Annotated in this window: 16 protein-coding genes and 1 tRNA gene; 7 read left to right on the plus strand and 10 right to left on the minus strand. The window is 67.6% G+C overall.

What is annotated here, in order from left to right:
* Positions 1 to 7: 7 nt before the first annotated feature.
* Together P5G50_RS18025 and P5G50_RS18030 are read right to left on the minus strand one after the other, a co-directional pair.
* Positions 8 to 1,003, minus strand: a complete 996-nt coding sequence (locus P5G50_RS18025; protein WP_301209531.1) for a Gfo/Idh/MocA family protein — start codon at positions 1,001 to 1,003, stop codon at positions 8 to 10.
* A 15-nt stretch (positions 1,004 to 1,018) separates the two neighbouring features.
* Positions 1,019 to 3,424 (minus strand): glycoside hydrolase family 3 N-terminal domain-containing protein, encoded by a 2,406-nt coding sequence (locus P5G50_RS18030; protein WP_301209532.1) that lies wholly within the window; start codon positions 3,422 to 3,424, stop codon positions 1,019 to 1,021.
* 228 nt (positions 3,425 to 3,652) lie between these two features.
* Here P5G50_RS18030 and P5G50_RS18035 point away from each other — a divergent pair, with 228 nt between their 5' ends.
* The 4 genes from P5G50_RS18035 (at position 3,653) to P5G50_RS18050 (ending at position 10,562) form a co-directional block, all read left to right on the plus strand.
* Positions 3,653 to 5,074 (plus strand): MFS transporter, encoded by a 1,422-nt coding sequence (locus P5G50_RS18035; protein WP_301209533.1) that lies wholly within the window; start codon positions 3,653 to 3,655, stop codon positions 5,072 to 5,074.
* Positions 5,075 to 5,270: 196 nt separating this feature from the next.
* Complete coding sequence (locus P5G50_RS18040) at positions 5,271 to 5,846, plus strand: TetR/AcrR family transcriptional regulator C-terminal domain-containing protein (RefSeq protein WP_301209534.1); 576 nt, start codon at positions 5,271 to 5,273, stop codon at positions 5,844 to 5,846.
* An 87-nt stretch (positions 5,847 to 5,933) separates the two neighbouring features.
* Complete coding sequence (locus P5G50_RS18045) at positions 5,934 to 8,096, plus strand: glycoside hydrolase family 3 protein (protein WP_301209535.1); 2,163 nt, start codon at positions 5,934 to 5,936, stop codon at positions 8,094 to 8,096.
* Between the two features lie 6 nt (positions 8,097 to 8,102).
* Positions 8,103 to 10,562 carry a glycoside hydrolase family 2 TIM barrel-domain containing protein gene (locus tag P5G50_RS18050; protein WP_301209536.1) on the plus strand — a complete coding sequence of 820 codons (2,460 nt, stop codon included), beginning with the start codon at positions 8,103 to 8,105 and terminating at the stop codon, positions 10,560 to 10,562.
* 2,101 nt (positions 10,563 to 12,663) lie between these two features.
* Here P5G50_RS18050 and P5G50_RS18055 read toward each other — a convergent pair.
* Positions 12,664 to 12,753 (minus strand) — tRNA-Ser (locus P5G50_RS18055).
* A gap of 109 nt (positions 12,754 to 12,862) precedes the next feature.
* On the opposite strand from P5G50_RS18055, the gene P5G50_RS18060 reads away from it, so the two are divergent.
* Entirely contained in the window at positions 12,863 to 13,723 is an 861-nt protein-coding gene (locus P5G50_RS18060) for an SGNH/GDSL hydrolase family protein (RefSeq protein ID WP_301209537.1), read from the plus strand.
* Positions 13,724 to 13,818: 95 nt separating this feature from the next.
* Here P5G50_RS18060 and P5G50_RS18065 read toward each other — a convergent pair whose 3' ends face one another.
* Complete coding sequence (locus P5G50_RS18065; protein ID WP_301209538.1) at positions 13,819 to 14,802, minus strand: alpha/beta hydrolase; 984 nt, start codon at positions 14,800 to 14,802, stop codon at positions 13,819 to 13,821.
* A gap of 205 nt (positions 14,803 to 15,007) precedes the next feature.
* Here P5G50_RS18065 and radA point away from each other — a divergent pair, with 205 nt between their 5' ends.
* Positions 15,008 to 16,369: a DNA repair protein RadA gene (gene radA / locus P5G50_RS18070; RefSeq protein ID WP_301209539.1), complete on the plus strand. Its 1,362-nt coding sequence runs from the start codon at positions 15,008 to 15,010 to the stop codon at positions 16,367 to 16,369.
* 44 nt (positions 16,370 to 16,413) lie between these two features.
* On the opposite strand, the gene P5G50_RS18075 is transcribed toward radA, so the two are convergent.
* The 4 genes from P5G50_RS18075 to P5G50_RS18090 form a co-directional block, all read right to left on the minus strand.
* Positions 16,414 to 17,073 (minus strand): hypothetical protein, encoded by a 660-nt coding sequence (locus tag P5G50_RS18075; RefSeq protein ID WP_301209540.1) that lies wholly within the window; start codon positions 17,071 to 17,073, stop codon positions 16,414 to 16,416.
* 283 nt (positions 17,074 to 17,356) lie between these two features.
* Positions 17,357 to 17,872 carry an amino-acid N-acetyltransferase gene (locus P5G50_RS18080; RefSeq protein ID WP_301209541.1) on the minus strand — a complete coding sequence of 172 codons (516 nt, stop codon included), beginning with the start codon at positions 17,870 to 17,872 and terminating at the stop codon, positions 17,357 to 17,359.
* Positions 17,873 to 18,019: 147 nt separating this feature from the next.
* Entirely contained in the window at positions 18,020 to 20,545 is a 2,526-nt protein-coding gene (locus tag P5G50_RS18085; protein WP_301209542.1) for an ATP-dependent Clp protease ATP-binding subunit, read from the minus strand.
* Between the two features lie 161 nt (positions 20,546 to 20,706).
* Entirely contained in the window at positions 20,707 to 21,141 is a 435-nt protein-coding gene (locus P5G50_RS18090) for a hypothetical protein (RefSeq protein WP_301210029.1), read from the minus strand.
* Positions 21,142 to 21,207: 66 nt separating this feature from the next.
* On the opposite strand from P5G50_RS18090, the gene P5G50_RS18095 reads away from it, so the two are divergent.
* Entirely contained in the window at positions 21,208 to 22,191 is a 984-nt protein-coding gene (locus P5G50_RS18095) for a pirin family protein (RefSeq protein WP_301209543.1), read from the plus strand.
* Positions 22,192 to 22,209: 18 nt separating this feature from the next.
* On the opposite strand, the gene cls is transcribed toward P5G50_RS18095, so the two are convergent.
* Both cls and P5G50_RS18105 read right to left on the minus strand, forming a co-directional pair.
* The gene (gene cls, locus P5G50_RS18100) at positions 22,210 to 23,658 is read right to left on the minus strand and encodes a cardiolipin synthase (RefSeq protein ID WP_435870910.1); all 1,449 of its coding nucleotides are present in this window, start codon (positions 23,656 to 23,658) and stop codon (positions 22,210 to 22,212) included.
* 102 nt (positions 23,659 to 23,760) lie between these two features.
* Positions 23,761 to 23,934 carry a hypothetical protein gene (locus P5G50_RS18105; RefSeq protein WP_301209545.1) on the minus strand — a complete coding sequence of 58 codons (174 nt, stop codon included), beginning with the start codon at positions 23,932 to 23,934 and terminating at the stop codon, positions 23,761 to 23,763.
* Between the last annotated feature and the right edge of the window lie 21 nt (positions 23,935 to 23,955).

Raw genomic sequence — 23,955 nt, forward strand, 5'->3', positions numbered from 1 at the left:
GGTGCGGTCAGTTGATGGAGGCTCGAGGGCGGAGGCCGGCCGCCCCGTAGAGGTCGTCGATGGCTTTGAGCTGAGCGGCAGCCTGTGCAGGCCCGGTGATCGGTGGGACCCCGGACCGGATGGCGTCGCGGAACGCTTCGAGTTGGAACGCGTATGTGGGCCGGCGATCCGCAACTTCTTTGCGCCGACTCTGGCCTGATTCGACGACCATGCGCGTCCCGCTCTGCGGGTGGTACGGCCAGGACGCTTGAAGGCGACCCCTATCGCCGACGACTTCAAGGTGCGAGGCCAAGACGCGGTGGGACCAGATGGCGGAGACCACCTGGGTTTGGACGCCGTGCGGGAACAGCATGGTCGCTTCAAAGCGACGGTCCACGCCATCTTTGGCCCAGGCGCGCGACTCCAGGATCCGCTCGGGTTCACCGAACAGCTCGCGCAACTGGCGGAGCGGGTAGTACCCGACATCGAGTAGCCCGCCTCCACCGAGCGCGGGATTCCACTGGATCGCTTTTCTGGAGATCAGGGGGATCGCGAAGGTGGCACGAGCCGAGACAACAGTGCCCAGGTCGCCGGAGGCGATGACGTCCCGGAGCCGCTGTTGGAACGGGTGGTAGGCGGAGTGGTACGCCTCCATCACCACCAGTCCGGGCGCGTCCAACGCTGCCGCTTCGACCGCGCGCGCTGAGGTGGCGTTGCTGGTGAACGGCTTCTCGCACAGAACGTGTTTGCCCGCTGCGATGGCCGCCATGATCCAGCGCGCGTGGTGCGCGGCAGGGGTGGCGATGTAGACAGCGTCCACCTCTTCATCGTTCAGCAAGTCCTCGTAGCTGGCGAGTGCTCTCGCGATGGCATGTCGGCGGGCGAAGGATCGGGCGCGCGCCTGATCTCGGGACGCAACGCTCGTGACGGTGACACCGTCGACCTCGGCGGCGGGCCGGAGCAGCGCACTCGGGGCGACGCGCGCTGCTCCGATGATGCCCACCCGGATCCGTTGTGCCGACATCAGCGATGCTCGTGGTCAGTTCACCGCGACGCGGGCGAAGAAGCCGCGCGTCTTGCCGTCGACCCAAGCTGTCCGGTCGATGGTGAACGCTCCGGTGAGGCGGATGTCTTCGGACGAAGCGCCGATGCGGGCGGTCATCTCGCCTGCTTCCACCATCCACCGCATGTCCAGATCGAGGAAAGCGAACTGGGAGGCGCGCACCTGGAAGGTCACCGTTCGAGACTGCCCGGCGGCGAGGTGGACGCGGGCGAAGCCGGCGAGCTCCTGCACCGGGCGGACCATGCTGGAGAGCTCGTCCCGCACATAGAGCTGGACCACTTCGTCGCCGTCGTACGCGCCGGTGTTGGTGACCTGGCAAGAGATCGTGACGACGCTTTCGGGGTCGCCATCGAAGTCGATGGTCAGGTCCGAGTAGTCGAAGGTGGTGTAGCTCTTGCCCTCGCCGAAGACGAAGAGCGGCTCCTTGGTCCCGTCCACGTACCTGTTCATGATCATGGTGCCGCGGCTGCTGACGCTGTTGCTGCGTCGGTGGGCGGCGTAGATCGGGATCTGGCCCGCGTGCCGCACCGCCGTCATCGGCAGCCGCCCGGCCGGGTTGTAGTCCCCGAAGAGCACGTCGGCGAGGGCGGTGCCGCCGGTCTCGCCGGGGAACCAGCTCTCCAGCACGGCAGCGTAGTTCTCGGCGATGAACTCGCTGGAAAGCGGCTTGGCGTCCATGTGCACGAGCACGGCCGGCGTGCCCGTCGCGTGGATGAGGCGGGCCAGTTCCTCCTGCACACCGGGCAGTCCGACATCGGCGGTGTCGATTCCTTCACCGGAGGTGGAGGAGCTTCCCCACCCGTACTTGCCTCCGACGGTGAGAATGACGACGTCGGCCTCACGGGCGACCGCGACCGCGGCATCGAATCCGGTGCGGTCGGTGCCCGCGACTTCGCATCCCTTGGCGTAGACGACCTCGGCGTCAGGCGCGGCGCGGCGGATCGCGTCGACGATGGTCGGCGTCTTGTCGCCGAACATTCCACGCAGCGTCTGCTCGACCAACGGGGGCTCCGAGCGGACGTCACTGCCTTCGAACAGCGGCGCCAGCGGCGGCAGTTCCAGGGAGGCGGTCAGCTCCGGCAGGTCGAGCATGCCTGCCATCTCGGACATGGTGCCGCTCATGGCGAGGTCGATGGAGGCGGGCCCGGTGTAGCAGCCGAAGAAGAGCCGGACGGAGTCGGCGTGCGGGCCGATCACGGCGATCTTCTTCGTGTCCCGGCGGAGTGGGAGGATGCCGTCGTTCTTCAACAGAACGATGGACTCGTGCGCGGCGGTGAGGCTGTGCGCGGTTGTGCGCTCGGGGTCGTAGGCCTCGGCGATCAGCTCGGTGCGGGGCGCGCCGTTCTCGAACACGTTCAGCTTGGCCTTGAGCGTGAGCATGTTCTTCACGGCGCGGTCGATGACCGCCTCGTCGAGCTGCCCGTCCCGGACGGCGTCGATCAGGCCGGCTCCAAACCCGAACGGGGTCGGCAGTTCGACGTCGAGGCCGGCGCTGATCGCCTTGATGCCGCCGTCGGCCGGGTCGGCTCCCACGTTGAGGTCGACGGCGAGGTTGATCGACATGTAGTCCGAGACCACAAGGCCGTTGAAGCCCATCTCGTCGCGCAGGAGGTCCTGCAGGATGTGCTTGGACGTGATGATGAGCTCGCCGTCGATGGTGCCGTACGAGTTCATGATCGACGCGAGACCCGCCTCGCTGATCGCAGCTTGGAACGGCTTGGCGTACACCTCCCGCAGCTCGCGCGGCGAGATCGGGTTGGAGGTCATGTTCAGGCCGCCCTCGGAGAAGCCGAAGCCCAGGAAGTGCTTGCCCGTCGCGGCGACCCCATCCTCCAGACGGTCTCCCTGCAGGCCCTTCACGAACGCGACGCTCATGGCCGCGCACAGGGTCGGGTCCTCGCCGTAAGTCTCGCCCACTCGGCCCCACCGGGGGTCCCGCGCGACATCCATGACCGGGGACAGTGCCTGGCGGACGCCAACGCTGAGCATCTGCTTGCGGACGATCTCGGTCATCTGTTCGACGGTTTGAGGGTTCCAGGTCGCGCCCAAGCCGATGGCCGAGGGGAACACTGTGCCGCCCGGGCCGGTCCACCCGGAGACGGCCTCGCCGTGCATGAGGGGCGGGATGGAGTGCCCGCTGCGCCCGGCTATCTCGCGCTGCAGAGATCCGTAGAACTCGGCATCGGCCGCCGGGCCGTTGCCAGTGCTGATGCTGCCGAGTGCTCCGGTGCCGTGCGGGAAGTTCGCGAGGCCGGCTTCGTCGTGCCCGGCCACCAGGATGGTGCACTGCAGCTGCGCCACCTTCTGCTCCAGCGTCATCTCGCTGAGAAGTTCGTCGATCCCCAACTCGACGCGGGGGCTGGTCTCGAGGTGGTTCGCCATCACTGGTTCCTTCGTCGTTGAAGTCGCGCGCCTGCCGCCGCGACGCACGGTTTTTTCCCGTGGTGGGGAAAACACTAGACAGCAGATCCGTGAAGCGTCAAGTCGGGCTCCCGGATTCATTTCCACCTCGGGCTTGACGACGAGGTGAGGGCCGATCTATATTTTCCCCCATTCCGGGGAAAAACCCCGCCGAGACCGGCGCCCGCCCCGACTTCAAGGAAGAAGAACATGACCAACGCCTCCCCCGAAGCTGCACCGAAGACGGCTTCCAACGCCGTGCAGTACCAGGTGAAGACACGCGCGATGCGCCGCTACATCACCTTCTACTCCCTCGCTTCGCTCGGCATAGCGCTCCTCTGGGGCTCGCTGCTCGCCATCCTCGTCCCCCTGCAGGTGCAGGGCATCGAGTTCCACCGCATCTTCACCGGCGCGGATTCCGGAGTGGACCTTCAAGCGCTCACGACCCTACAGAGCAAGGTTGCCGCGGGAACCGTGACCCCGGACCCGGATCAGCAGCGACAGCTCGGGCTGCTCGCCGAGTTCAACTCCTCCCGCGCCACCAGCCTGTCGATCGTCTCCTCGGTCGGGGTGCTCCTCGGCATGCTGCTCGCCCCGATCATCGGCCTGCTCTCCGACCGGACGAAGTCGCGGTGGGGACGACGAGCACCCTGGATCGCGGCAGGCGGCATCGGCGGGACCGCCCTGATCTGCCTGATGCCTGTCGCGCCCACGATCGCCGTCATGGTCGTCATCTGGTCGCTCCTGCAGGTACTGGTCGGGGTAGCACAGGGCCCACTGACGGCCACCGTGGCCGACCGCGTCCCCGAAGCCCGAATCGGGGTGGTCTCCGGAATCTCCGGACTGGCGTCCTACTTCGGCGCCATCGTCGGTGCGGTGGCCGCGGGCAGCCTGTTCGCCAGCATCGGACTGGCGGCCTACTTCCCCATCGGCATCCTGCTCCTACTCACCACGATGGCGTTCGTCCTCTTCGCTCGGGACAACACGTCCCGGGAGATGATCACCAAGCCGCTGCGGTTCAAATCGGTCGTGAAGTCGTACGGGGTCGCACTGGGCGACGCGGACTATCGCTGGGCCTGGATCTCCAAAGTTCTCCTCTACCTGGGCTACGGCATCAGCAGCGTCTACTCGCTCTACATGCTGCAGAGCTACATCAGCCCCGCCCTGTCAGCGACCCAGGCCGCGCAGACCGCGCCGCTCCTCCAGTTCGCCGCACTGCCGACAACCCTCCTCGCCATGTTCGTCAGCGGCCGCTGGTCCGACAAGATCAAGCGCCGCAAGCCGTTCGTGGTGGCCGCAGGCCTACTCATGGCGGGCAGCTTCCTGATCCCGTTCATCTCACCGACACTCCCCGCGATGTTCATCCAGGTGATGGTCACCGGGCTGGGATACGGAACGTTCGTGGTCGTCGATCAGGCTCTGTTCATCGACGTCCTTCCCGACAAGGAAGCGGCCGGACGCGACCTCGGACTCTCCTCGCTCGGCCAGAACCTCGGAAACGCTCTCGGCCCGATCGTCGCCGGCGCCGTCGTCGGGATCTTCGCCGGCGCCTACGCGCCCGTGTGGCCGATCGCCTTCGTACTGGTCACGATTGCATCCCTGCTGGTCCTCAGGGTCAAGCGAGTCCGATAACCGACCCGGCGGTCGCCGCTGTTTTCTCCCGACCGGTGGAAAACAGCGGCGGCGGCCGACATAATCGAGAACAGGAAGCGGAAGTGACGGGATGACGAACACGGGCAGCGCCAGACCTCGACGGGGTCGGCCGCGGCGTGTCGACCGCGAACGGATCATCGAGGCCGCACGGGCCTTGGACCCGTCGACTTTGACGATGCAGCAGCTGGCGGTCGAGATGGGGGTGGACCGCAAGACGCTGCACTACCACGTCGAGAACCGGGCCACCCTGCTTCGGATGGTCGCCGCGGATGCCTTCCGGGAAGCGCTCACGCAACACCACTTCACCCCGCAAGACGATTGGCGCGACGCACTGCGAGCCTTCGCCACCATCACCCGTGAGGCCGTGATCAGTGCCGGCGCTTGGGCCAGCTACGTCGCGATGGAGAAGGAAGAAGACCTCGAAGCGGTGCGACCGGCGGAAGCCGCCGCGCGTGCGCTCGTGTCAGCCGGGTTGCCCGAGAACGAGGCCGGCCGAGTCATCGCTCTCCTCGCCGAACTCGCCTACACGTCCGCCCGAGATCGGGCGATCACCGGTGCCGGCACCCATCCGCAGGAACCTGAGCTCGAGGTCGCCCTCGAATCAGCGCCCGAAGGCGAGTTCGCTCTGGTGCGACGTCTCGTCGGCGCGCACTCCGCCTCGTTGGGCAGCGACGAGCAGTTCGCCTTCGACCTCAACCTGATCATGCTCGGCGTTGAAAAGCTCGTCGCCGACCGTCACGCGACCGCCTGACCACCAGCCTTCGCCGCCAATCTCTTCGCCGTCTCGCGTGGATGCCCCACGCCTTTGGCACACCCGCACGTATAAGGAACTCATCTCATGTCGACGACAACCACCACCGCTTTCGAGGACTCACTCCGACAGATCGAGCGTGGAGAATCGCTGGAGACTGCCGTCGAAGCGCTTCTCGCCCAACTCACCCAGGAGGAGAAGCTCTGGCTCCTGGACGGTGACCAGGAGTTCTGGCCCGCCATCGCCGAGATGTCACAGGCCTACAACGCCCGCCCGATCATCATGGGCGCTATAGAGCGCCTCGGCATTCCAGGTCTCCGGTTCAGCGACGGCCCGCGGGGTGTCGTCATGGGCGCCTCCACGGCGTTCCCGGTCTCGATGGCCCGCGGAGCGACGTGGGACCTCGACCTCGAAGAACGGATCGGCATCGCCATCGGCCGCGAGCTGCGCGCGCAGGGCGCAAACTTCTTCGGCGGCGTCTGCATCAACCTGCCGCGGCATCCCGCCTGGGGTCGCGCACAGGAGACCTACGGTGAAGACCCCTACCTGCTCGGTGAGTTCGGCGCGGCTTTGATCCGCGGCGTGCACCGCAACGCAATGGCCGTCGCCAAGCACTACGCCCTGAACTCGATGGAGAACGCACGCTTCACCGTCGATGTCCGGGCGGACGACTCCACACTGCACGAGGTGTTCCTGCCGCACTTCCGCCGCGCGGTCGAAGAAGGTGTCGACGGCATCATGACCTCCTACAACTCGGTCAACGGCGACTGGGCAGGACAGAACGAGGTGCTCCTCGAGGGCATCCTCCGCAGACAGTGGGGGTTCCAGGGCGTCACCGTCTCGGACTTCATCTCCGGCATCCGCGGTGCTGCCGTCTCCCTGGTCGCCGGGCTGGATGTAGAAGAGCCGGCCCGCCAGCAGCGTGCAGCCCACCTGGCCGATGAGCTCGCCGCCGGGGAGGCCTCGTGGGAGCATGTCGACCGGGCAGCCCGCCGGATCCTCCGCACACAGCTCGCCTACTACGCCTCCGACCTGGAGCCGCAGCCCAACCCATCCGTGGTCTTCTCTCGGGAGCACCGCGAGCTTGCGCGCGAGGTCGCCCAGCGCAGCATGGTCCTGCTCCGCAACGAGACCATCGGCGACGCTCCCCTCCTCCCGCTTGACGCCTCCTCGCTCTCACGCGTCGCCGTCATCGGGCGGCTCGCCGGGGTTCCGAACACCGGCGACCACGGGTCTTCGGACGTCCACAGCCCCGAAGTGACCACCGCGCTCGACGGCATCGTCGCCGCGCTTCCCAACGCGACCGTGACTCACGTCGAAGCAGACGACCCCGACGCCGCTGCCCTCGCTGCCACAAAGGCTGATGTCGCCATCGTCGTCGTCGGGTACACCGCGGACGACGAAGGGGAGTACCTCGGCACCGACGCCATGAACAACCCCGACCTGCTGGCGCTCTTCCCGCCCATGCCCGAGGGGATGATGCTCGGCGGAGAGCCGGGCGCCACCGCGACCGCGATGGGCACCGCTGAAGGCGGCGACCGGGCGAGCTTGCGCCTCCGGCCCGTCGACGAGGAGATCATCCTCGCCACCGCAGCAGCCAACCCCCGCACCGTGGTCGTCGTCGTGACCGCTGGCGCGGTCATCACCGAGCGGTGGCGGACCGAAGTCCCGGCCACGGTGATCTCCTGGTACTCCGGCTGCGAAGGCGGTCACGCCCTCGCCGACGTGCTGCTCGGCCGCGTCGACGCCTCCGGCCGGCTGCCTTACTCCATCCCCACCAGCGAGGAGCACCTGCCCTTCTTCGACCGCGAGGCGACCAGCATCGTCTACGACCGCTGGTTCGGACAGCGGCTGCTCGACCGCGACGGCCACCCCGCCGCCTACCCGCTCGGTTTCGGCCTCAGCTACACGACATTCCACATCGACCAGGTCGAGGCGCACCCCGTCGACGGCGAGCACTTCACCGCCGCGGCGACGGTCGCCAACACCGGCAGCCGCCGCGGTCGCCACGTCGTGCAGCTCTACGGTGTGATCCACGCCGCCGACTTCCCCTCCCGCGTCCTACTCGGATTCGCGACCGTGGAACTGGAGCCGGGCCAGACGCGCACCGTCGAGGTCGGAGCATCGACGCGGCCGCTGCAGCGCTGGACCGGCGACGGGTTCGTCCCCGCCGCGACCCACGCCACGCTTGAAGCGGCGGCATATGCCGGCGATCCCGACGCTGCGACCACCGCCCTCGACCTCCACTGACCGCCCGTGCTGCGCACCTCCTTCAACGACGACTGGTTCGTCGGCCGCGACCAGGACGACCGACGGGACGACCTCGGCCCCATCACGCTCCCGCACGATGCGATGATCACCGAGACCCGCTCTCCGCACACGCCGAACGGGCACAACACCGGCTACTATCCGGGCGGGATATACCGTTACACCAAACGCTTCATCGCGCCGCCGGAATGGCAGGACCAGCATCCCACGCTCGAGTTCGAGGGCGTCTACCACCGGTCGCGGGTCTTCGTGAACGGTGTCCTCGCCGGCGGCCGTCCTTCTGGATACGCGCTGTTCCACGTGCCGCTCGGAACGCACCTGCGTTTCGGGGAGGAGAACGTCATCGAGGTCGTCGCGAACAACGACGACATGCCCAACAGCCGGTGGTACACCGGCAGCGGCATCTACCGGCCGGTGCACCTGCTGACCGGCGGCCCCGTGCGAGTTCTTCCGACAGGCCTCCGAGCCACCACCCTCTCCGCCGACGCCGAGCAAGCGACCGTCGCCGTGTCCGTCGCCGTCGAGAATGGGACCAGCGACGCGACAGAAGCAGAGGTCGTCGTTACGCTGAACCGGAAAGGTCGCGAGGTCGCATCCGGCCGAGCACGTGTGCCGGTCGACGGTTTCGGGACCGGGACAGCGACGGCCGAGATAGGAATCGGCCATCCTGCTCTCTGGTCACCCGACGACCCCAACCTGTACCAGGTGCACGCCACGGTAACGGTCGACTCCGCCATCCAGGACGAAGTCGTCGACTCTATCGGCATCCGCACCGTCACCGTGGATGCCGAGCACGGCCTCCGAATCAACGGTCAAGTCACCAAACTTCGCGGCGCCTGCGTCCACCATGACCACGGCATTCTCGGCGCGGTCACGCTCGACCAGGCCGAAGACCGCCGGGCACGCCTCCTCAAGTCCGCGGGGTTCAACGCCATCCGCACCGCCCACAACCCTTCAGCACGCGCACTCCTAGCCGCCGCCGACCGGCACGGGCTGCTCGTAATGGAGGAGTTCACCGACGTCTGGACGCGCGCCAAGACGACCCACGACTACGCCACCGACTTCGAGGAATGGCACGAGAGAGACCTGGAAGCGATGGTCGCGAACGCCTACAACCACCCGTCGGTGATCATGTACTCCATCGGCAACGAGATCGCCGAGACCGGACAACCGTCCGGCATCGAACTGAATCGACGGCTGGTCGACATGCTCCGTTCCGCCGACTCCACGAGGCCCATCACCAACGGTGTGAACCCTTTCCTGAACCTATTGGCACCCAGCGACGAAAAGCACACAGCTCAACTCACGAAATCGGCCGAGCCAGACGACGAGAAGGGGTCGGGCGGACCGAGTGGTCGAAGCCTCATCACAGTGCTCAATCTGCTCATGTCGGTGATGCAGAAAGTTACGCCGATCATCGTGCGGAGGAAGTTCACCGACTCCAAGATCCGAGAAGTGATGGACATGCTCGATGTGGCCGGCTACAACTACGGCGGCGCACGCTACGTCCAAGACGCCAAGCGATACCCTGAGAAGCCCATCGTCGGCACCGAGACCGGTCCGGGGCAACTCGCGCAGAACTGGCCGCTCGTCGAGTCGCATCCGCAGATCATCGGCGACTTCGTCTGGACCGGCTGGGACTACCTCGGCGAAGCCGGCATCGGCACCATTCGCTACAACGACAGGCCGCGCCTGTTCTCACCCTGGCCCGGGCACCTCGCCGGAACGTCGAACTTCGACATCACTGGCCACCGCCAGACGCAGACCTACATCAACGAGATCATCTGGGGCCTGCGCAGCGACCCCTACATCGCCGTACGCCCTGTCGACCACGCACGCGACAAACGAACACCCTCCCTGTTCCGCGCGACCGACGCCATCCGCAGTTGGAGCTGGGATGGTTTCGAAGGGACGCCTGCAACCGTCGAGGTCTACGCCCGAGCCGCTCGAGTGACGCTCGAACTTGACGGCGCCCCGGTGAGCCGCGGGCGGCGGCACGGTGACCTGCTGACCACCTTCCGCGTGCCCTTCCGCCCTGGCACACTTACCGCCCGAACTTACGACGAGAAGGGAAAGGAGATCGGGTCCGACGAGCTTCGGAGCGCCGACGCCGACCTCCGGCTCAACGTCAGCGCAAATACGGACGGCTTCGTCGCCGACGGCCAATCGCTGCTCTACCTGCCGATCGAACTCACCGACAGCGCCGGGATGGTCAAGCCAACGGCCGATCGCACGGTGACTGTCTCCATCGATGGTCCGGCCGTGCTCGCTTTCGGCTCGGCGGCACCCTCTTCAAGCGAGCGCTTCACTGAGAACACCCACTCCACATTCCAAGGACGGGCGATGGCCGTCTTGCGGGCGACCAGAGAACCTGGAGCGGTCACCGTCACCATCAGCGCGAACGGATGCACCGCAGTTTCCCTGACGCAAACGGTATCGCTGCCGTGATACCGCGCGGGCGGAAGTTAGAACGAGTCCTGCGAACCCAATTGCCCGAGTCATTGCATCTCTGTAGCCAACCAACACAAACGTCAACGAAGAGGGCGCAGGTGGCGAGAGTGGAGGCACGGGGGAAAGGGGCAACCTGCGAGAGAAGCAACGGAGAGACGAGAGGAACCGACGACTGAGGTAAAGGACAACGGACACGTCTAACGAAGCTAGGGCTGATCTGGGAAAGCAAGAAGAAGTGACGCAGGAAGAAGTGATGCAGGAAGAAGTGATGCACGTAGGCACTCTTAGTGAGAGGACACCATCCGGCCTCAGGACTTACGGTGGTCGGGCGAGGTATCGCCGGATGAACCTAGTAAATCTGCGGATGCACGGGGCACGCGCGCTCCACCTCGATCCCAACTTTCGCCATGCGGGTTGCTACCGCGCGCCCGCGGACCGTCCACCACGAATCTTCCGAAGGACTTCGTTTCGCTGACTCTCGTACGCGCGCTCTTCAGCCGCGCTCTTTGCGCCGGTGCGACGCCCTTCGGCGGACCGGATTACAAATGCCGGAGGCGTGCGATCACTTCTAGGTGCGGAGCTCTCCATGCCGCTCATGTTAGACCCTCCTCCTGACACGCAAGCCGTAAAGCCCACCCGCAGTCAAGATCAACGCGATGACTGCGAAGAATAATCCGAACCGCCACCATGCCACAACAGCTTCTTCGCTGGCCTTGGCGACGAGGAGCCCACCACTGACCGCATACACCGCGGATAGCGCGGCGGAGATTGTTCGGGAGGGTCGCAAGAACCGAGAGACGAACACGTTTTCGGTGCCCTTCGCGTTAAGCGCAAGCAATACGGCCGGCAAGAAAAGTAGTAGTGAAAGAGCCGACCCAGGATCCTTACTAAACGCACCCGGGACACCCGGCACCACTATCAGGAAAATTAGGAACGCTGCGGTTAGTGCCGAGAATAGAGCGGCTCGCGAAAGAGCGCCACCCGGCTCCATCACGAAGGAAACGCGAGCTGGTTCGTCGTCTCCCCGATGCCCAAAGTCAAACCGACCTTTGACGTGGCCGACGGGTCCACTTGCCCGGTCAACGGGCTCACGTCCCGAAGAGTCGGTTGGAAGGCGTACTTCCGAACAAGAGATCCCGTTCGGAGCGGTGCACTCCAAGTGATAACTGCTTGACGAGTCCGCTGAGTTGAGATCTACATCAACAGATAGCGACGCGAGTCCCAATCCGGCTGCCGTCGACCTGAGCCACACCTGAACTCGACGCCCGAGCGGAAGCGGCGCAGCGGGCATCGGATCGACATCCCAGTGGTAGGCGTACTTGATTACAGTTCGAACGCCAGCGGCGCTCGCTGGAAGAAGCGCCGTGAGAATGAAGTTCGACGCTAGGTCACGGAACTGCTGTGTAGCAAAGAGGTCCAGCTTGAATTCTTCGCAGATGGCCTCTGCCTCAGTCAGAGCCTCCGATTCTCCTCCCGTAGCGACCTTCCACACTCGCGGCCACGCCAACTCAGCGGCATCTACGCCAACGGCGAGGATCAGAAGATTCAAGAGAGCAGACGCCGCAAGCAACCCGTTCGACGATGCCCCAAGAACCGGGATGGCGACTCCCCCTGCGTCTCGCACGTCAAGCTGCCGGAGTTGGGCCTTTCCCATCATAGTTAGTGGAACGGCTATGGCTTCGGACGGTTGGAAGCTTTCTTGGACTCGAGGATCGCGCCAGCGAAGGTTGAGTGGTGTGCAGTCGATCGACACCCGCCGCCGTCCCCGCCTTCCTTCATAGAAATCGAGCGATTCAACTTTTCGGTGGGACCATGCCTGCCAGTCAATGATGGCGAGCAACAGAGTCGCGCCGGCCGTTTTCAACTCGTCCGTAATCTGAGGCGCCGCTACCCCCGAGTCTGACGTTGGTTGATCAGTCGTCGCTAATCCAATCTGAAGCGGTTGCTTACTACCGACAGGCTAGCGCGTCCCGTCGTCGCTGAATTCAACCGGACTCGGCTTCCGCGAATGTAGTCAAAATGTAGTCAAACGCCTGATCTCGGGAAAGCGAAAACCCCCGGATCCCTTGTAAGCACTGGGATCGCGGGGGCTTGCACGTGGCGGTACCGGTGGGATTTGAACCCACGGTGGGCTTTCACCCACACAACTTTTCGAGAGTTGCACCTTCGGCCGCTCGGACACGGTACCGCGGACTATCGTAGACGATCCCGGCGAGCGTCGCCAATCGGCGGACGCTCAGCCGGTGCTCACGATCCGCACAGTCCGCCGGGCGTCGCCGCGGGGTACTGTGCAGCCCATGAGCGTTGTGAAGCGGGTGCTGGTGTCCACCGCCGCGACGGTCGCTGCGGCGGCCGGAGGGGCTGCGGTGTGGAGCGCGGTCCAGCAGAAGCGGGCGGCCGTGGAGGCCGGCCGGGCCCGTCTCAACGAGACGCTCCCGGTGCACTCCAAGTGGTGGCGCGACCTGGCGAAGTCGGAGGGCGAGATCCTGTACGTCGCCATCGGCGACTCCGCCGCCCAGGGCATCGGCGCCTCCCAGCCCAAGAACAGCTACGTCGGAGTCATCGCCGACCACCTGCGGTCGGCCACCGGCCGCTCGGTCCGCGTCGTCAACCTGTCGGTCTCCGGGGCCACGGTCGCCCTCGCGGTGGCGGACCAGCTCCCCCGCTTCGCGACCTACACCCCCGACATCGTCACCGTCGCGATCGGCGCCAACGACATCGCCGCCTTCGACCCCGTCACCTTCCGCGAGGGCATCCGACGCGTTTTCGCCGCGCTCCCCGACCATGCGATCGTCGCGGACCTTCCCGACTTCTACCTCCCCTGGAACGAGCGCAAGGTCGCCGTCGGCAACGCCATCCTCCGCGAGGAGGCCGCGGTCCGTGGCCTCACGGTCGTCCCCCTCCACGACACGATGAAGCGCGAGGGCATCCGCGGCATCCTCACCCAGTTCGCCGAGGACCTCTTCCACCCCAACGACCACGGCTACCGCGTCTGGGCCTCCGCCTTCCTCCCCGCCGTCACGGAGCTCGCCACCTCCCGCTTCCCACGCCGCCCACCGCTGCGCAGGGTGGCCGGAGCCGGCGGCGACACACCAGCCGCCATCGGCCGTACTGCCGACGACGAGGCGGACGTATCCTCGGAGTCCGCGACGGCATAGGAGCCCAAGGGAGCTCTACCGATCACGGCATGGTGATGTCGTCCGCACCGTCAGCCGCCCCGCTAACGTCTCGACGGTCGCGGCCACTGGCGCCGTCAGCGCATCGCCTCCTCCTGCTCCACCTCCTTCCCCTCGCCGGAGGCTGCTGCCCCGCGCTTCTTCGCCGTCCCCGGCGCCACGTGCGACAGCACCCGCCCCCACGCCGGCACGATCACCAGGTGCCCGACGCCCGGCACCATCTCCTGGCGGGCGTCCGGCAGCTGCCGCCGGTACCAGGCGGCGTGGGCGTTGCCGGCGATGGCGTCGCCCTGCCCGGCGATCACCAAGGTCTTCGCCCTCACCTCTGCCAGTTCGAAACCCCACGGCCGCGCCGTGTAGCTCAAGATGTCGGCCGCGACCCCGGCTGGCCCCTGCTGGAAGGCGTCGCGCAGCATCCGCGCCAGCCTGTCGCGTACGCCGGGGAGCTCCAGCGCACGTTCGTCGACCGCCGTCACGCCGACGGCGTCGAACGGCATCTCGTCCGCAGACCCCGCTGCGGCGACGGTGTCCGCCTGCCCCTGCAGCATCCCGGACAGCTGACGTACCGCGTCGTCGGGCGGCAGTGCGGCCAGCCGCTCGACCTCCTCCTGAAGCTGGGGCGGGATCCACTGGACGGCGTCGTTCGGCGCGGGCGTGGCGATCACGGCCACGCGATCGACGAGTTCCGGATGCCGCGCCGCCAGCGCGAGCGCGACCCGCCCACCCGCCGACCAGCCTGCTGCGCCCACCTGCCGCGGGCGATGGATACCGAGTTGCCCCTCGGTGGTGTTCATCGCCCGCAGGTACTCGGCGATGTCGTCCGCGGCCTGCGCGATGCTCGGCCAGCTCCCGGGTGGCCACGGGTCGCTCGAACCGTACCCGGGACGGTCGATGGCGATGATGTGGACATCTCGTGTGGAGGAGATGTCCGGGTCGGGATCGAACACGGAGGACCCGGGCGCCGCGTGGCAGAGCACGACGATCCGCTCGGCGTCCGGATCGCCGAAGGTCGTCACGCCGAGCCGGCGCCCGCTGCGGAGGGTGAAGGTCAGATTGGCCATGGCGCCATTGTGCTCTCGCGCAAATGCGAGCAGAAGGTCGATCTCGGAACTGTGGAGAAGACGTCGGTCCCAGCGAGCTGTGGAGAGACGGCGTCGACGGTTGTCCACAGCTCGCCCCGCTCTACGACTTCTCCACGGATCGCGCGGACCCGTCGAAGCGATGACGGTGGCCGACCATAGGGTGGAACCCGATCGAGGAGGTGCCATGCCGAAGGCGCAGACCGGCTTCCGCTGCACGGAGTGCGGGGCCAGTAGCATCAAGTGGGCCGGCCGCTGCAGCGAGTGCCAGCAGTGGGGAACGCTCACGGAGGTGGGGGCGCCCACCGGCGTGCTGCGCGCGCTCAAGCCGGTCACGATCGACGCGACGCGCGCCGCCCGCGCGATCACGGAGATCGGAGCCGACTCGGTCGTGCGCCGGCCGAGCGGCATCGGCGAGTTCGATCGCGTGCTCGGGGGTGGCATCGTGCCGGGCGCCGCCATCCTGTTGAGTGGAGAGCCGGGTGTCGGCAAGTCGACGCTGCTCCTCGAGGTGGCCGCCCGGGCGGCGCTCGAGGGCACACGCGTCCTCTATGTGAGCGCTGAGGAGTCGGTCAACCAGGTGCGCATGAGGGCCGAGCGCACCGGGGCGATCCACGCCGAGCTGTATCTCGCCTCCGAGACCGATCTGGCCACCATCGTCGGTCAGATCGACGCCGTGCAGCCGGCGCTCGTCATCGTCGACTCCGTGCAGACGGTGTCCAGCAGCAACGGGGAGGGTCTCGCCGGAGGCCCCAGCCAGGTGAGGGAGGTCGCCAGCACCCTCATCCGCGTGGCGAAGGAGCGGGACCTGCCCGTCCTGCTCGTCGGCCACGTGACCAAAGACGGCTCCATCGCCGGGCCGCGGCTGCTGGAGCATCTCGTCGACGTCGTGTGCCAGTTCGAGGGCGACCGTCAGACCGCACTGCGGTTCGTGCGGGCGCTCAAGAACCGGTTCGGCCCGACCGATGAGGTGGGGTGCTTCGAGATGGCCGGAGACGGCATCGTCGAGGTGCCGGATCCGAGCGGGCTCTTCCTCAGCCGGAGCTCCACGCCGGTCTCCGGCACCTGCGTCACTGTGGCGATGGAGGGGCGCCGCCCTCTCGCGGTGGAGGTGCAGGCCCTCGTGGTGGCCACCACCGCGCCCAATCCGCGCCGCGTGACCAACGGTGTGGATGCGTCTCGCGTCGCCATGCTGCTCGCCGTGCTCGAGCGACGGGCGGGCATCCGGCTCGGCGACAAGGACGTGTACGTCTCGACCGTCGGGGGTGTGCGACTCACGGAGCCGGGTGCGGACCTGGCGATCGCGTTGGCGATCGCCTCGGCAGCGACCGACCGGGCGATCCCGCACACGCTGGCGGCGTTCGGCGAGATCAGCCTCGCGGGCGAGATCCGGCCGGTGAGTAGCGGCAAGCAGCGGGCAGCGGAGGCGGGGCGCCTCGGCTTCGCGACCCGCATCGACGACAAGAGCGCAACGATCCGCGAAGCGCTACGGGTGGGGTTCTCGGCGGCCTCGACCGAACGCGAGCGGGAGCTCGACGCCGCATTCTGACGACGGTCTGACGCCCTGACACCGGTCTAACGCCGACGCTCAGCTCACTGGAGGATGAACTGTTTGGTGTCCGAAGCGGTGATTCCGGCGACCTCGGTCTGCAGGTGGTAGGAGGCGCCTGCTGCCGGGACCTGCTCCCGGGTGGCCTGGCAGGTCGCGGGGTCGGAGCGGGTGCGGTCCCAGGTGATGGGGGTCTGTGAGGAGATGGTCTTGCCCGGCTGGAGCAGGACCTCGGCGTCGACCTTGTCGGTCTGGCAGTCCGTGGACTTCCAGTAGACCTCGGAGCCGCTGGTGATGGTGAACGACTGCTGGGCGGTGCCCGCGTCGATCTTGCAGGGGGCGGAGCCGGTATTGGTGATGGCGATGGAGAGCTGCGGCAGCTCGCCGGCGGCGTAGGTGTCCTTGTCGGTGACGGCGTCGACCTTGACGTCCGACGGGTTGCAGATGTTTCCGCTGGCGGTCGCGCTCGACGTCGGGATGCTGGTGGAGGCGCTGCCGGCGTGGTCCGCCGGATGGGTGGCGTCAGGGGCCGGTGAGGTGGTGCCGGCCGGGGCGGAGGCCGGCTCGCCGTTGGAGGCGCCGGGGCGGACGACGATGAGGACGATGACGACGACCACGGCCACCAGGCCGAGGAGGACGATGAGCCGGCGACGCCAGTAGACGTTGCTCGGCTGCGGGCCGACAGGATTCTTGAACGTCGACATGCCCGAAGAATAGCGGCGCGGGGGCCCGGGACCCCGGCAACGCGCCCGGCGAAGCGCCAGACCGCAGGCACGGAAAGGGCAGAGCGACAAGCCTAGGAAGGGGAAACGACAGGCGCAGAGGGGGCAAGCGGCAGGTGCAGAAAAGGGAAAGCGCGGGCGCAGAAAGGTGAAAGCGCGGGCGCAGAAAGGGGAAAGCGCGGGCGCAGAGAGCGGAAAGCGGCAGGCGCAGAGAGCGGAAAGCGGCAGGCGCAGAAAGGGAAAAGCGATAGGCAGAGAGGGAAACTCAGAGCCGCTTCAACATGCGGGTGTTGCCCAGGGTGTTGGGCTTCACGCGGGCGAGGTCGAGGAACTCGGCCACACCCTCGTCGCGGGAGCGGACGAGTTCCGCGTAGAGGGCGGGGTCGACGGTCTCGGCTCCCATGTCCTCGAAGCCGTGGCGCTGGAAGAAGGGGACCTCGAAGGTCAGGCAGAAGAGGCGGCTGAGGCCCAGCTCGCGGGCGTCGTCCTCCAGGCGGGCGAGGAGGGCGTGGCCGACGCCGCGGCCGAGCCAGTCCTCGGAGACGGCGAGGGTGCGCACCTCCGCCAGGTCGCTCCACATCACGTGCAGGGCGCCGCAGCCGATCAGGTTGCCCGCTTCGTCCTCGGCGACGCGGAACTCCTGTACGGCCTCGTACAGGGTGACGTTCTCCTTACCGAGGAGGATGCGTCGCTGGACGAGCGGCTCCACGAGCTCCTGGATGCGCGCGACATCGCTGGTCCGCGCGCGGCGGATGTGGAAACCGGAACCTTCGCCACTCACCCTTCAACCCTACCGATGCCGCGCAACCGTCCCACACACGACGAAACCGCCGAGTCCGCAGAAACTCTGCGTACTCGGCGGTTCCAGGCCGGACCTGCGCGTACTCGCCGCCCCGGACGAGCGGGGCGGCGAGTCAGGCGCGAAGCCTCAGTCGCCCGAGGCGGCGAGGTCCGGGGTGGCCGGGCCGGTGCCGATGGCGGCGGTGGCGTTGATGCCGGCGCCGATCGGCTCCTTGCGGGCCGTCGTCGTGAACACGAACTCGTTGTCGGCGAAGTCGACGTGCACGTGGTCGCCGGCGTTCAGCTCGCCGTGGAGGATCTTCTCGGAGAGCCGGTCCTCGATCTCGTGCTGCACCGCGCGACGGAGCGGGCGGGCGCCGAGCGTCGGGTCGAACCCGACCTCGATCAGCCGCTCCTTCGCCGGGACGGTCAGCTCGATGGTCATGTCGCGGTCGAGCAGACGGGTCGAGAGGCGCTTGATGAACAGATCCACGATCTGCAGCAGCTCGGGCTTCGAGAGCTGCGGGAAGACGATGATCTCGTCGACGCGGTTGAGGAACTCCGGCTTGAAGTTCTTCTTCAGCTCCTCGTAGACCTTGCCCCGCATCCGGTCGTAGCCGGTCGTCGGGTCGCCCTCGATCTGGAAGCCCACCGGGCCGCCCGAGATGTCCTTCGTGCCGAGGTTGGTGGTCATGATGATCACGGTGTTCTTGAAGTCGACCACGCGACCCTGGCCATCCGTCAGACGTCCCTCCTCCAGGATCTGGAGCAGCGAGTTGAAGATGTCGGGGTGCGCCTTCTCGATCTCGTCGAACAGCACCACGCTGAACGGCTTGCGGCGGACCTTCTCGGTGAGCTGGCCGCCCTCCTCGAAGCCGACGAACCCGGGAGGGGCGCCGAACAGACGGGAGACGGTGTGCTTCTCGCCGTACTCCGACATGTCGAGCGAGATCATCGCCGACTCGTCGTCGAACAGGAACTCCGCGAGCGCCTTGGCCAGCTCCGTCTTACCGACACCGGTCGGGCCGGCGAAGATGAACGAGCCGGAGGGCCGCTTCGGGTCCTTCAGACCGGCACGGGTGCGGCGGATCGTCCGCGAGAGGGCCGCGATGGCCTCCTCCTGGCCGATGACACGCTCGTGCAGCGCCTTCTCCATGTAGACGAGACGGGCCGACTCCTCCTCGGTGAGCTTGAACACCGGGATGCCGGTCGCCTGGGCGAGCACCTCGGCGATCAGGCCCTCGTCGACCTCGGCGGTCGTCTTGACGTCGCCCGAGCGCCACTGCTTCTCGAGGCGCAGCCGCTCGCCGAGGAGGTTCTTCTCCTCGTCGCGCAGGGAGGCGGCCTTCTCGAAGTCCTGCTCCTCGATCGCGGCCTCCTTCTGCGAGCGCACGGCCGAGATCTTGTCGTCGAACTCGCGCAGCTCCGGCGGCGCCGACAGGATCGACAGGCGCAGGCGGGCGCCTGCCTCGTCGATCAGGTCGATGGCCTTGTCCGGGAGGAAGCGGTCCTGGATGTAGCGGTCCGCGAGGTTGGCCGCCGCGACGATGGCGCCGTCGGTGATGGACACCTTGTGGTGCGCCTCGTAGCGGTCGCGCAGCCCCTTGAGGATGTTGATCGCGTGCGGGAGGGACGGCTCCGCCACCTGGATGGGCTGGAACCGGCGCTCGAGCGCGGCGTCCTTCTCGAAGTGCTTGCGGTACTCGTCGAGCGTGGTCGCGCCGATGGTCTGCAGCTCGCCGCGGGCCAGCAGCGGCTTGAGGATGCTGGCAGCGTCGATCGCGCCCTCGGCAGCACCGGCGCCGACGAGGGTGTGGATCTCGTCGATGAAGGTGATGATGTCGCCGCGGGTGCGGATCTCTTTGGTGACCTTCTTCAGGCGCTCCTCGAAGTCTCCGCGGTAGCGGGAGCCGGCGATGAGCGAACCGAGGTCGAGCGTATAGAGCTGCTTGTCCTTCAGCGTCTCGGGCACGTCGCCGCGCACGATGGCCTGCGCGAGGCCCTCGACGACGGCGGTCTTGCCGACGCCGGGCTCACCGATCAGGACCGGGTTGTTCTTGGAGCGGCGCGACAGGATCTGCATGACGCGCTCGATCTCCTTCTCGCGCCCGATCACCGGGTCGAGCTTGTTGTCGCGAGCGGCCTGCGTGAGGTTGCGGCCGAACTGGTCGAGGATCTGGCTACCGGCCTGCGCGGTCGTCTGATCGTTCCCGCCGACCTGCACCTGCTCCTTGCCCTGGTATCCGCTGAGGAGCTGGATGACCTGCTGGCGCACGCGGTTGAGGTCCGCGCCGAGCTTGACGAGCACCTGGGCGGCGACGCCCTCGCCCTCGCGGATGAGGCCGAGCAGGATGTGCTCGGTGCCGATGTAGTTGTGGCCGAGCTGGAGGGCCTCGCGCAGCGACAGCTCCAGCACCTTCTTGGCGCGCGGCGTGAACGGGATGTGCCCGGTCGGCTGCTGCTGGCCCTGGCCGATGATGTCCTGGACCTGCTCGCGAACGGCATCCAGCGAGATGCCGAGCGACTCGAGCGCCTTGGCCGCGACTCCCTCACCCTCGTGGATCAGGCCGAGCAGGATGTGCTCCGTCCCGATGTAGTTGTGGTTGAGCATCTTGGCCTCTTCTTGGGCCAAGACGACGACGCGGCGGGCTCGGTCGGTGAATCTCTCGAACATGTCTACTCCTCGTCGGCGCCTGTGCAGGGGTTGGCGTCGATACAAAGAGAGTAACCATCGCTCCCCTCCCGGACTGCCCCTGTTCGCCGTGGGCGTGACGGTGTTCGGCGGGCTCTCAGCCGGCCGGCGAGCGGAGGCTCAGCCCCGCCCCGCCCGGAGGCTCAACCCAGGCGCGCGGGCAGGGTGAGGGTCGCGTCGGGGAGCACGATCGTCACGTCCGAGCCGTCGGAGACGCCGCTCGGGGTATCGAAGACCGTGGTGTGCGGCACGTAGTCGCGGGTGCAGACGCCGCCCGGCGCCGGCGCGAGGGTCGCCTTCACCTGGTTGTCGGCGGTGACCGCGATCGACTGCACCTTCGGCGGGCAGGTCGAGCTGCCGTAGAGCACGATGCCGAAGCGGTCGGCGTCGGGGAGCCAGGCGGCCCAGGAGGCGCCTCCTGCACTGCTCGGCGGAGCCTGCACCCCCTTGGGCTCGCCGTTGTAGTCCTCGACCGGCTTCTTCTGCGGCGCGCCGGAACAGCCGGCGAGGGCGGCGATGGCGAGCACCGCGAGCGCGACCGACGCGCCTGCGCGGGCGGACGCGGGGCGGGCGGTCATCGGGGGCACCCCACCATTCTAGGAACCGCGGGTGAGCACGCGCCGCACGCCGCCTAGGATGCCCCTATGAGCAACCTGGAGCGGGACCCCGCTGAGGTCACCGTCGGCACCGACACCGTGGTCGCCGACCGCGGCGTCGAGCTGCTGGAGCCGCGGGAGGTGCCGCTCGGCGGCCCGCGCGCGATGACCGTGCGGCGCACCCTTCCGCAGCGCTCGCGCTCGCTGATCGGCGGCTGGTGCTTCATCGACCACTACGGCCCCGACGACGTCGCCGAGACCGGCGGGATGCGCGTTCCCCCGCACCCGCACACGGGCTTGCAGACCGTGAGCTGGCTGTTCGAGGGGGAGGTCGAGCACCGCGACAGCGTCGGCAGCCACGCCCTGGTGCGGCCCGGCGAGCTCAACCTCATGACCGCCGGGCATGGCATCAGCCACTCGGAGGTGTCGACGCCGCGGACCACCCGTCTGCACGGCGTGCAGCTGTGGGTCGCGCTGCCCTCGGCCTCCCGTGAGATCGCGCCGTTCTTCGAGCACCACGAGCCGGTCGCCGCGCGGCTCGGCGACGCGACGGTGCGCACGTTCGTCGGGTCGCTCGCCGGCAGCGGCACCGACGCGACCGTGTTCTCGCCCCTCGTCGGCGCCGAGATCGCGCTGCCGCCGGGCGGACGCGTGGAGCTGCCGCTCGACCCCTCCTTCGAGCACGGCGTGCTGGTGGATGCGGGCGACGTGACGGTCGCGGGTGTCGCGACCCCGGTCTCCCACCTCGCGTACCTGTGCCCGGGGCGCGACACCCTGGTGCTGGAGGCCGGCGACGGGGGCCCGGCGCGGCTGGTGCTCCTCGGTGGCGAACCGCTCGGCGAGCAGATCGTCATGTGGTGGAACTTCATCGGCCGCAGTCACGAGGAGGTCGTGGCCGCCCGGGCGGAGTGGCAGCGCGACGTGATCGACGGCGAGGACCCCTCCGGCCGGTTCGGCACGGTGGGCGACCAGGCGGGCAGCCCGCTTCCGGCGCCGGTGCTGCCGACCGTCCGGCTGAAGCCGCGCGGCTGACCCGGGCCGGCCGAGTTCCTATTGCAGCGCCGACGTCAGCCGCGCGAGGTTGTCGAGCACCGTCGAGCGCAGCGGCTGGCGCATCCACTCCTCGAGGGTGAGCTCGCGGCTGCTCTCGCGATAGCCGTCCTCGACGCGGCGCAGCTCCTCTACGAAGGAGCGGCCGCGGACCATGAGCACGACCTCCATGTTCAGCTGGAACGAGCGCATGTCCATGTTGCTCGACCCGATCACGGCGACGTCGTCGTCGATCGTGAAGTGCTTGGCGTGGAGGATGTACGGCGCCTTGTACATGTAGATGCGCACGCCCGCGCGCAGCAGCACCTCGTAGTACGAGCGCTGCGCGTGGTAGACGAGCGCCTGGTCTCCGATCTCGGAGACGAACAGGTCGACCGCGATGCCGCGCTGCGTCGCCGTCGTGATCGCGGTCAGCATCGCCTCGTCCGGCACGAAGTACGGCGACGTGATGACGATGCGCTCCTGCGCGTAGTAGAGCAGCGCGAGGAACAGCCGGAGGTTGTTCTCTCCCGCGAATCCCGGCCCCGACGGCACCACCTGCATGTCGAGCTCGTCCTCGGCCGGCTCGTCGGTGATGGGCTCGGTCTCGCGCCGCAGCAGCTCGTCGGTCTCGCTGTACCAGTCGGTGATGAAGATGGCGTTCAGACCGGCGACGATCGGGCCCTCGAGCCGGACGATCAGCTCCTTCCACTTGAGCCCGCGCCGGATGTTCGACTTCTTGTTGTAGCTGCGGTCGATCACGTTCTGCGACCCCATGAAGGCGACACGGCCGTCCACGATCAGCAGCTTGCGGTGGTTGCGCAGGTCGGGGCGCTGGTACTTGCCGCGCAGCGGCTGCACCGGCAGCATCAGCTGCCACTTCGCCCCCATCGCCGTGAGCCGGCGGATCGTGCGCTTGTAGTCGGGGGTGCGGAGGGATGCGATGTGGTCGAGCAGGACCCGCACGGTCACGCCGCGCTGCACCGCCTCCTCCATCGCAGCGAAGAAGTCTGCCGTGGTCTTGTCGAGGGTGAGGATGTAGAACTCGACGTGCACGTACCGCTTCGCCCGCCGGATCTCCGCCGTCATGGCCGCGAGCGAGGCCTCGTAGTCGCCGTTGAGGCTCGCGCGGTTGCCGCCGACCAGCGGCATGGCGCCGAGGTTGCGGTTCAGCTCGACCACGCCCTCCAGCCACGGCGGCCAGGGGTGGTCGCGCCGCACGCGCTCGATGCCCTCGGTGCTCTGGATGATGAACTCGTTGATCTCCGTCTGCTTCTCGCGCCGCCGCTTGGGCAGCTTGTAACTGCCGATCAGCAGGAAGAACAGCACGCCGATGTACGGGATCAGGAAGATCGCGAGCAGCCAGGCGGTCGCCGAGGTGGGCTTGCGGTTGCGCGGGACGACGATGATGGCGACGATGCGGATGACGAAGTCGAGCAGCAGCAGCAGGACGACGACCGCCGTGCTCACGAACCCCGCGTCCACCCCGCTCCCGTCCGCCGCTTGCGCGACCTCGTGCAGAGGAGCGTCAGCATGCTCCCAGGGATACCGTACCGGAGTGAGGCGGGGAGGCTAGGGCTTGGGCGCGAGGCCGCGTCGGGCGCGCTCCTCGGCCTCGAGGCGGGCGTAGGCGGCGCGCTCGTTGCGGTCGGCGCGCACGATGTTCCGCATGATCGCCCAGAACAGCAGCCCGACCAGCACGGTGGGCGCGAGCGACCAGACGATTCCGCCGATGACGTCATTCATGATGCGCCCATCGTAACGCGA

It is taken from the genome of Leifsonia williamsii (assembly GCF_030433685.1).
In the GTDB taxonomy this organism is placed as follows: Bacteria; Actinomycetota; Actinomycetes; order Actinomycetales; family Microbacteriaceae; genus Leifsonia; species Leifsonia williamsii.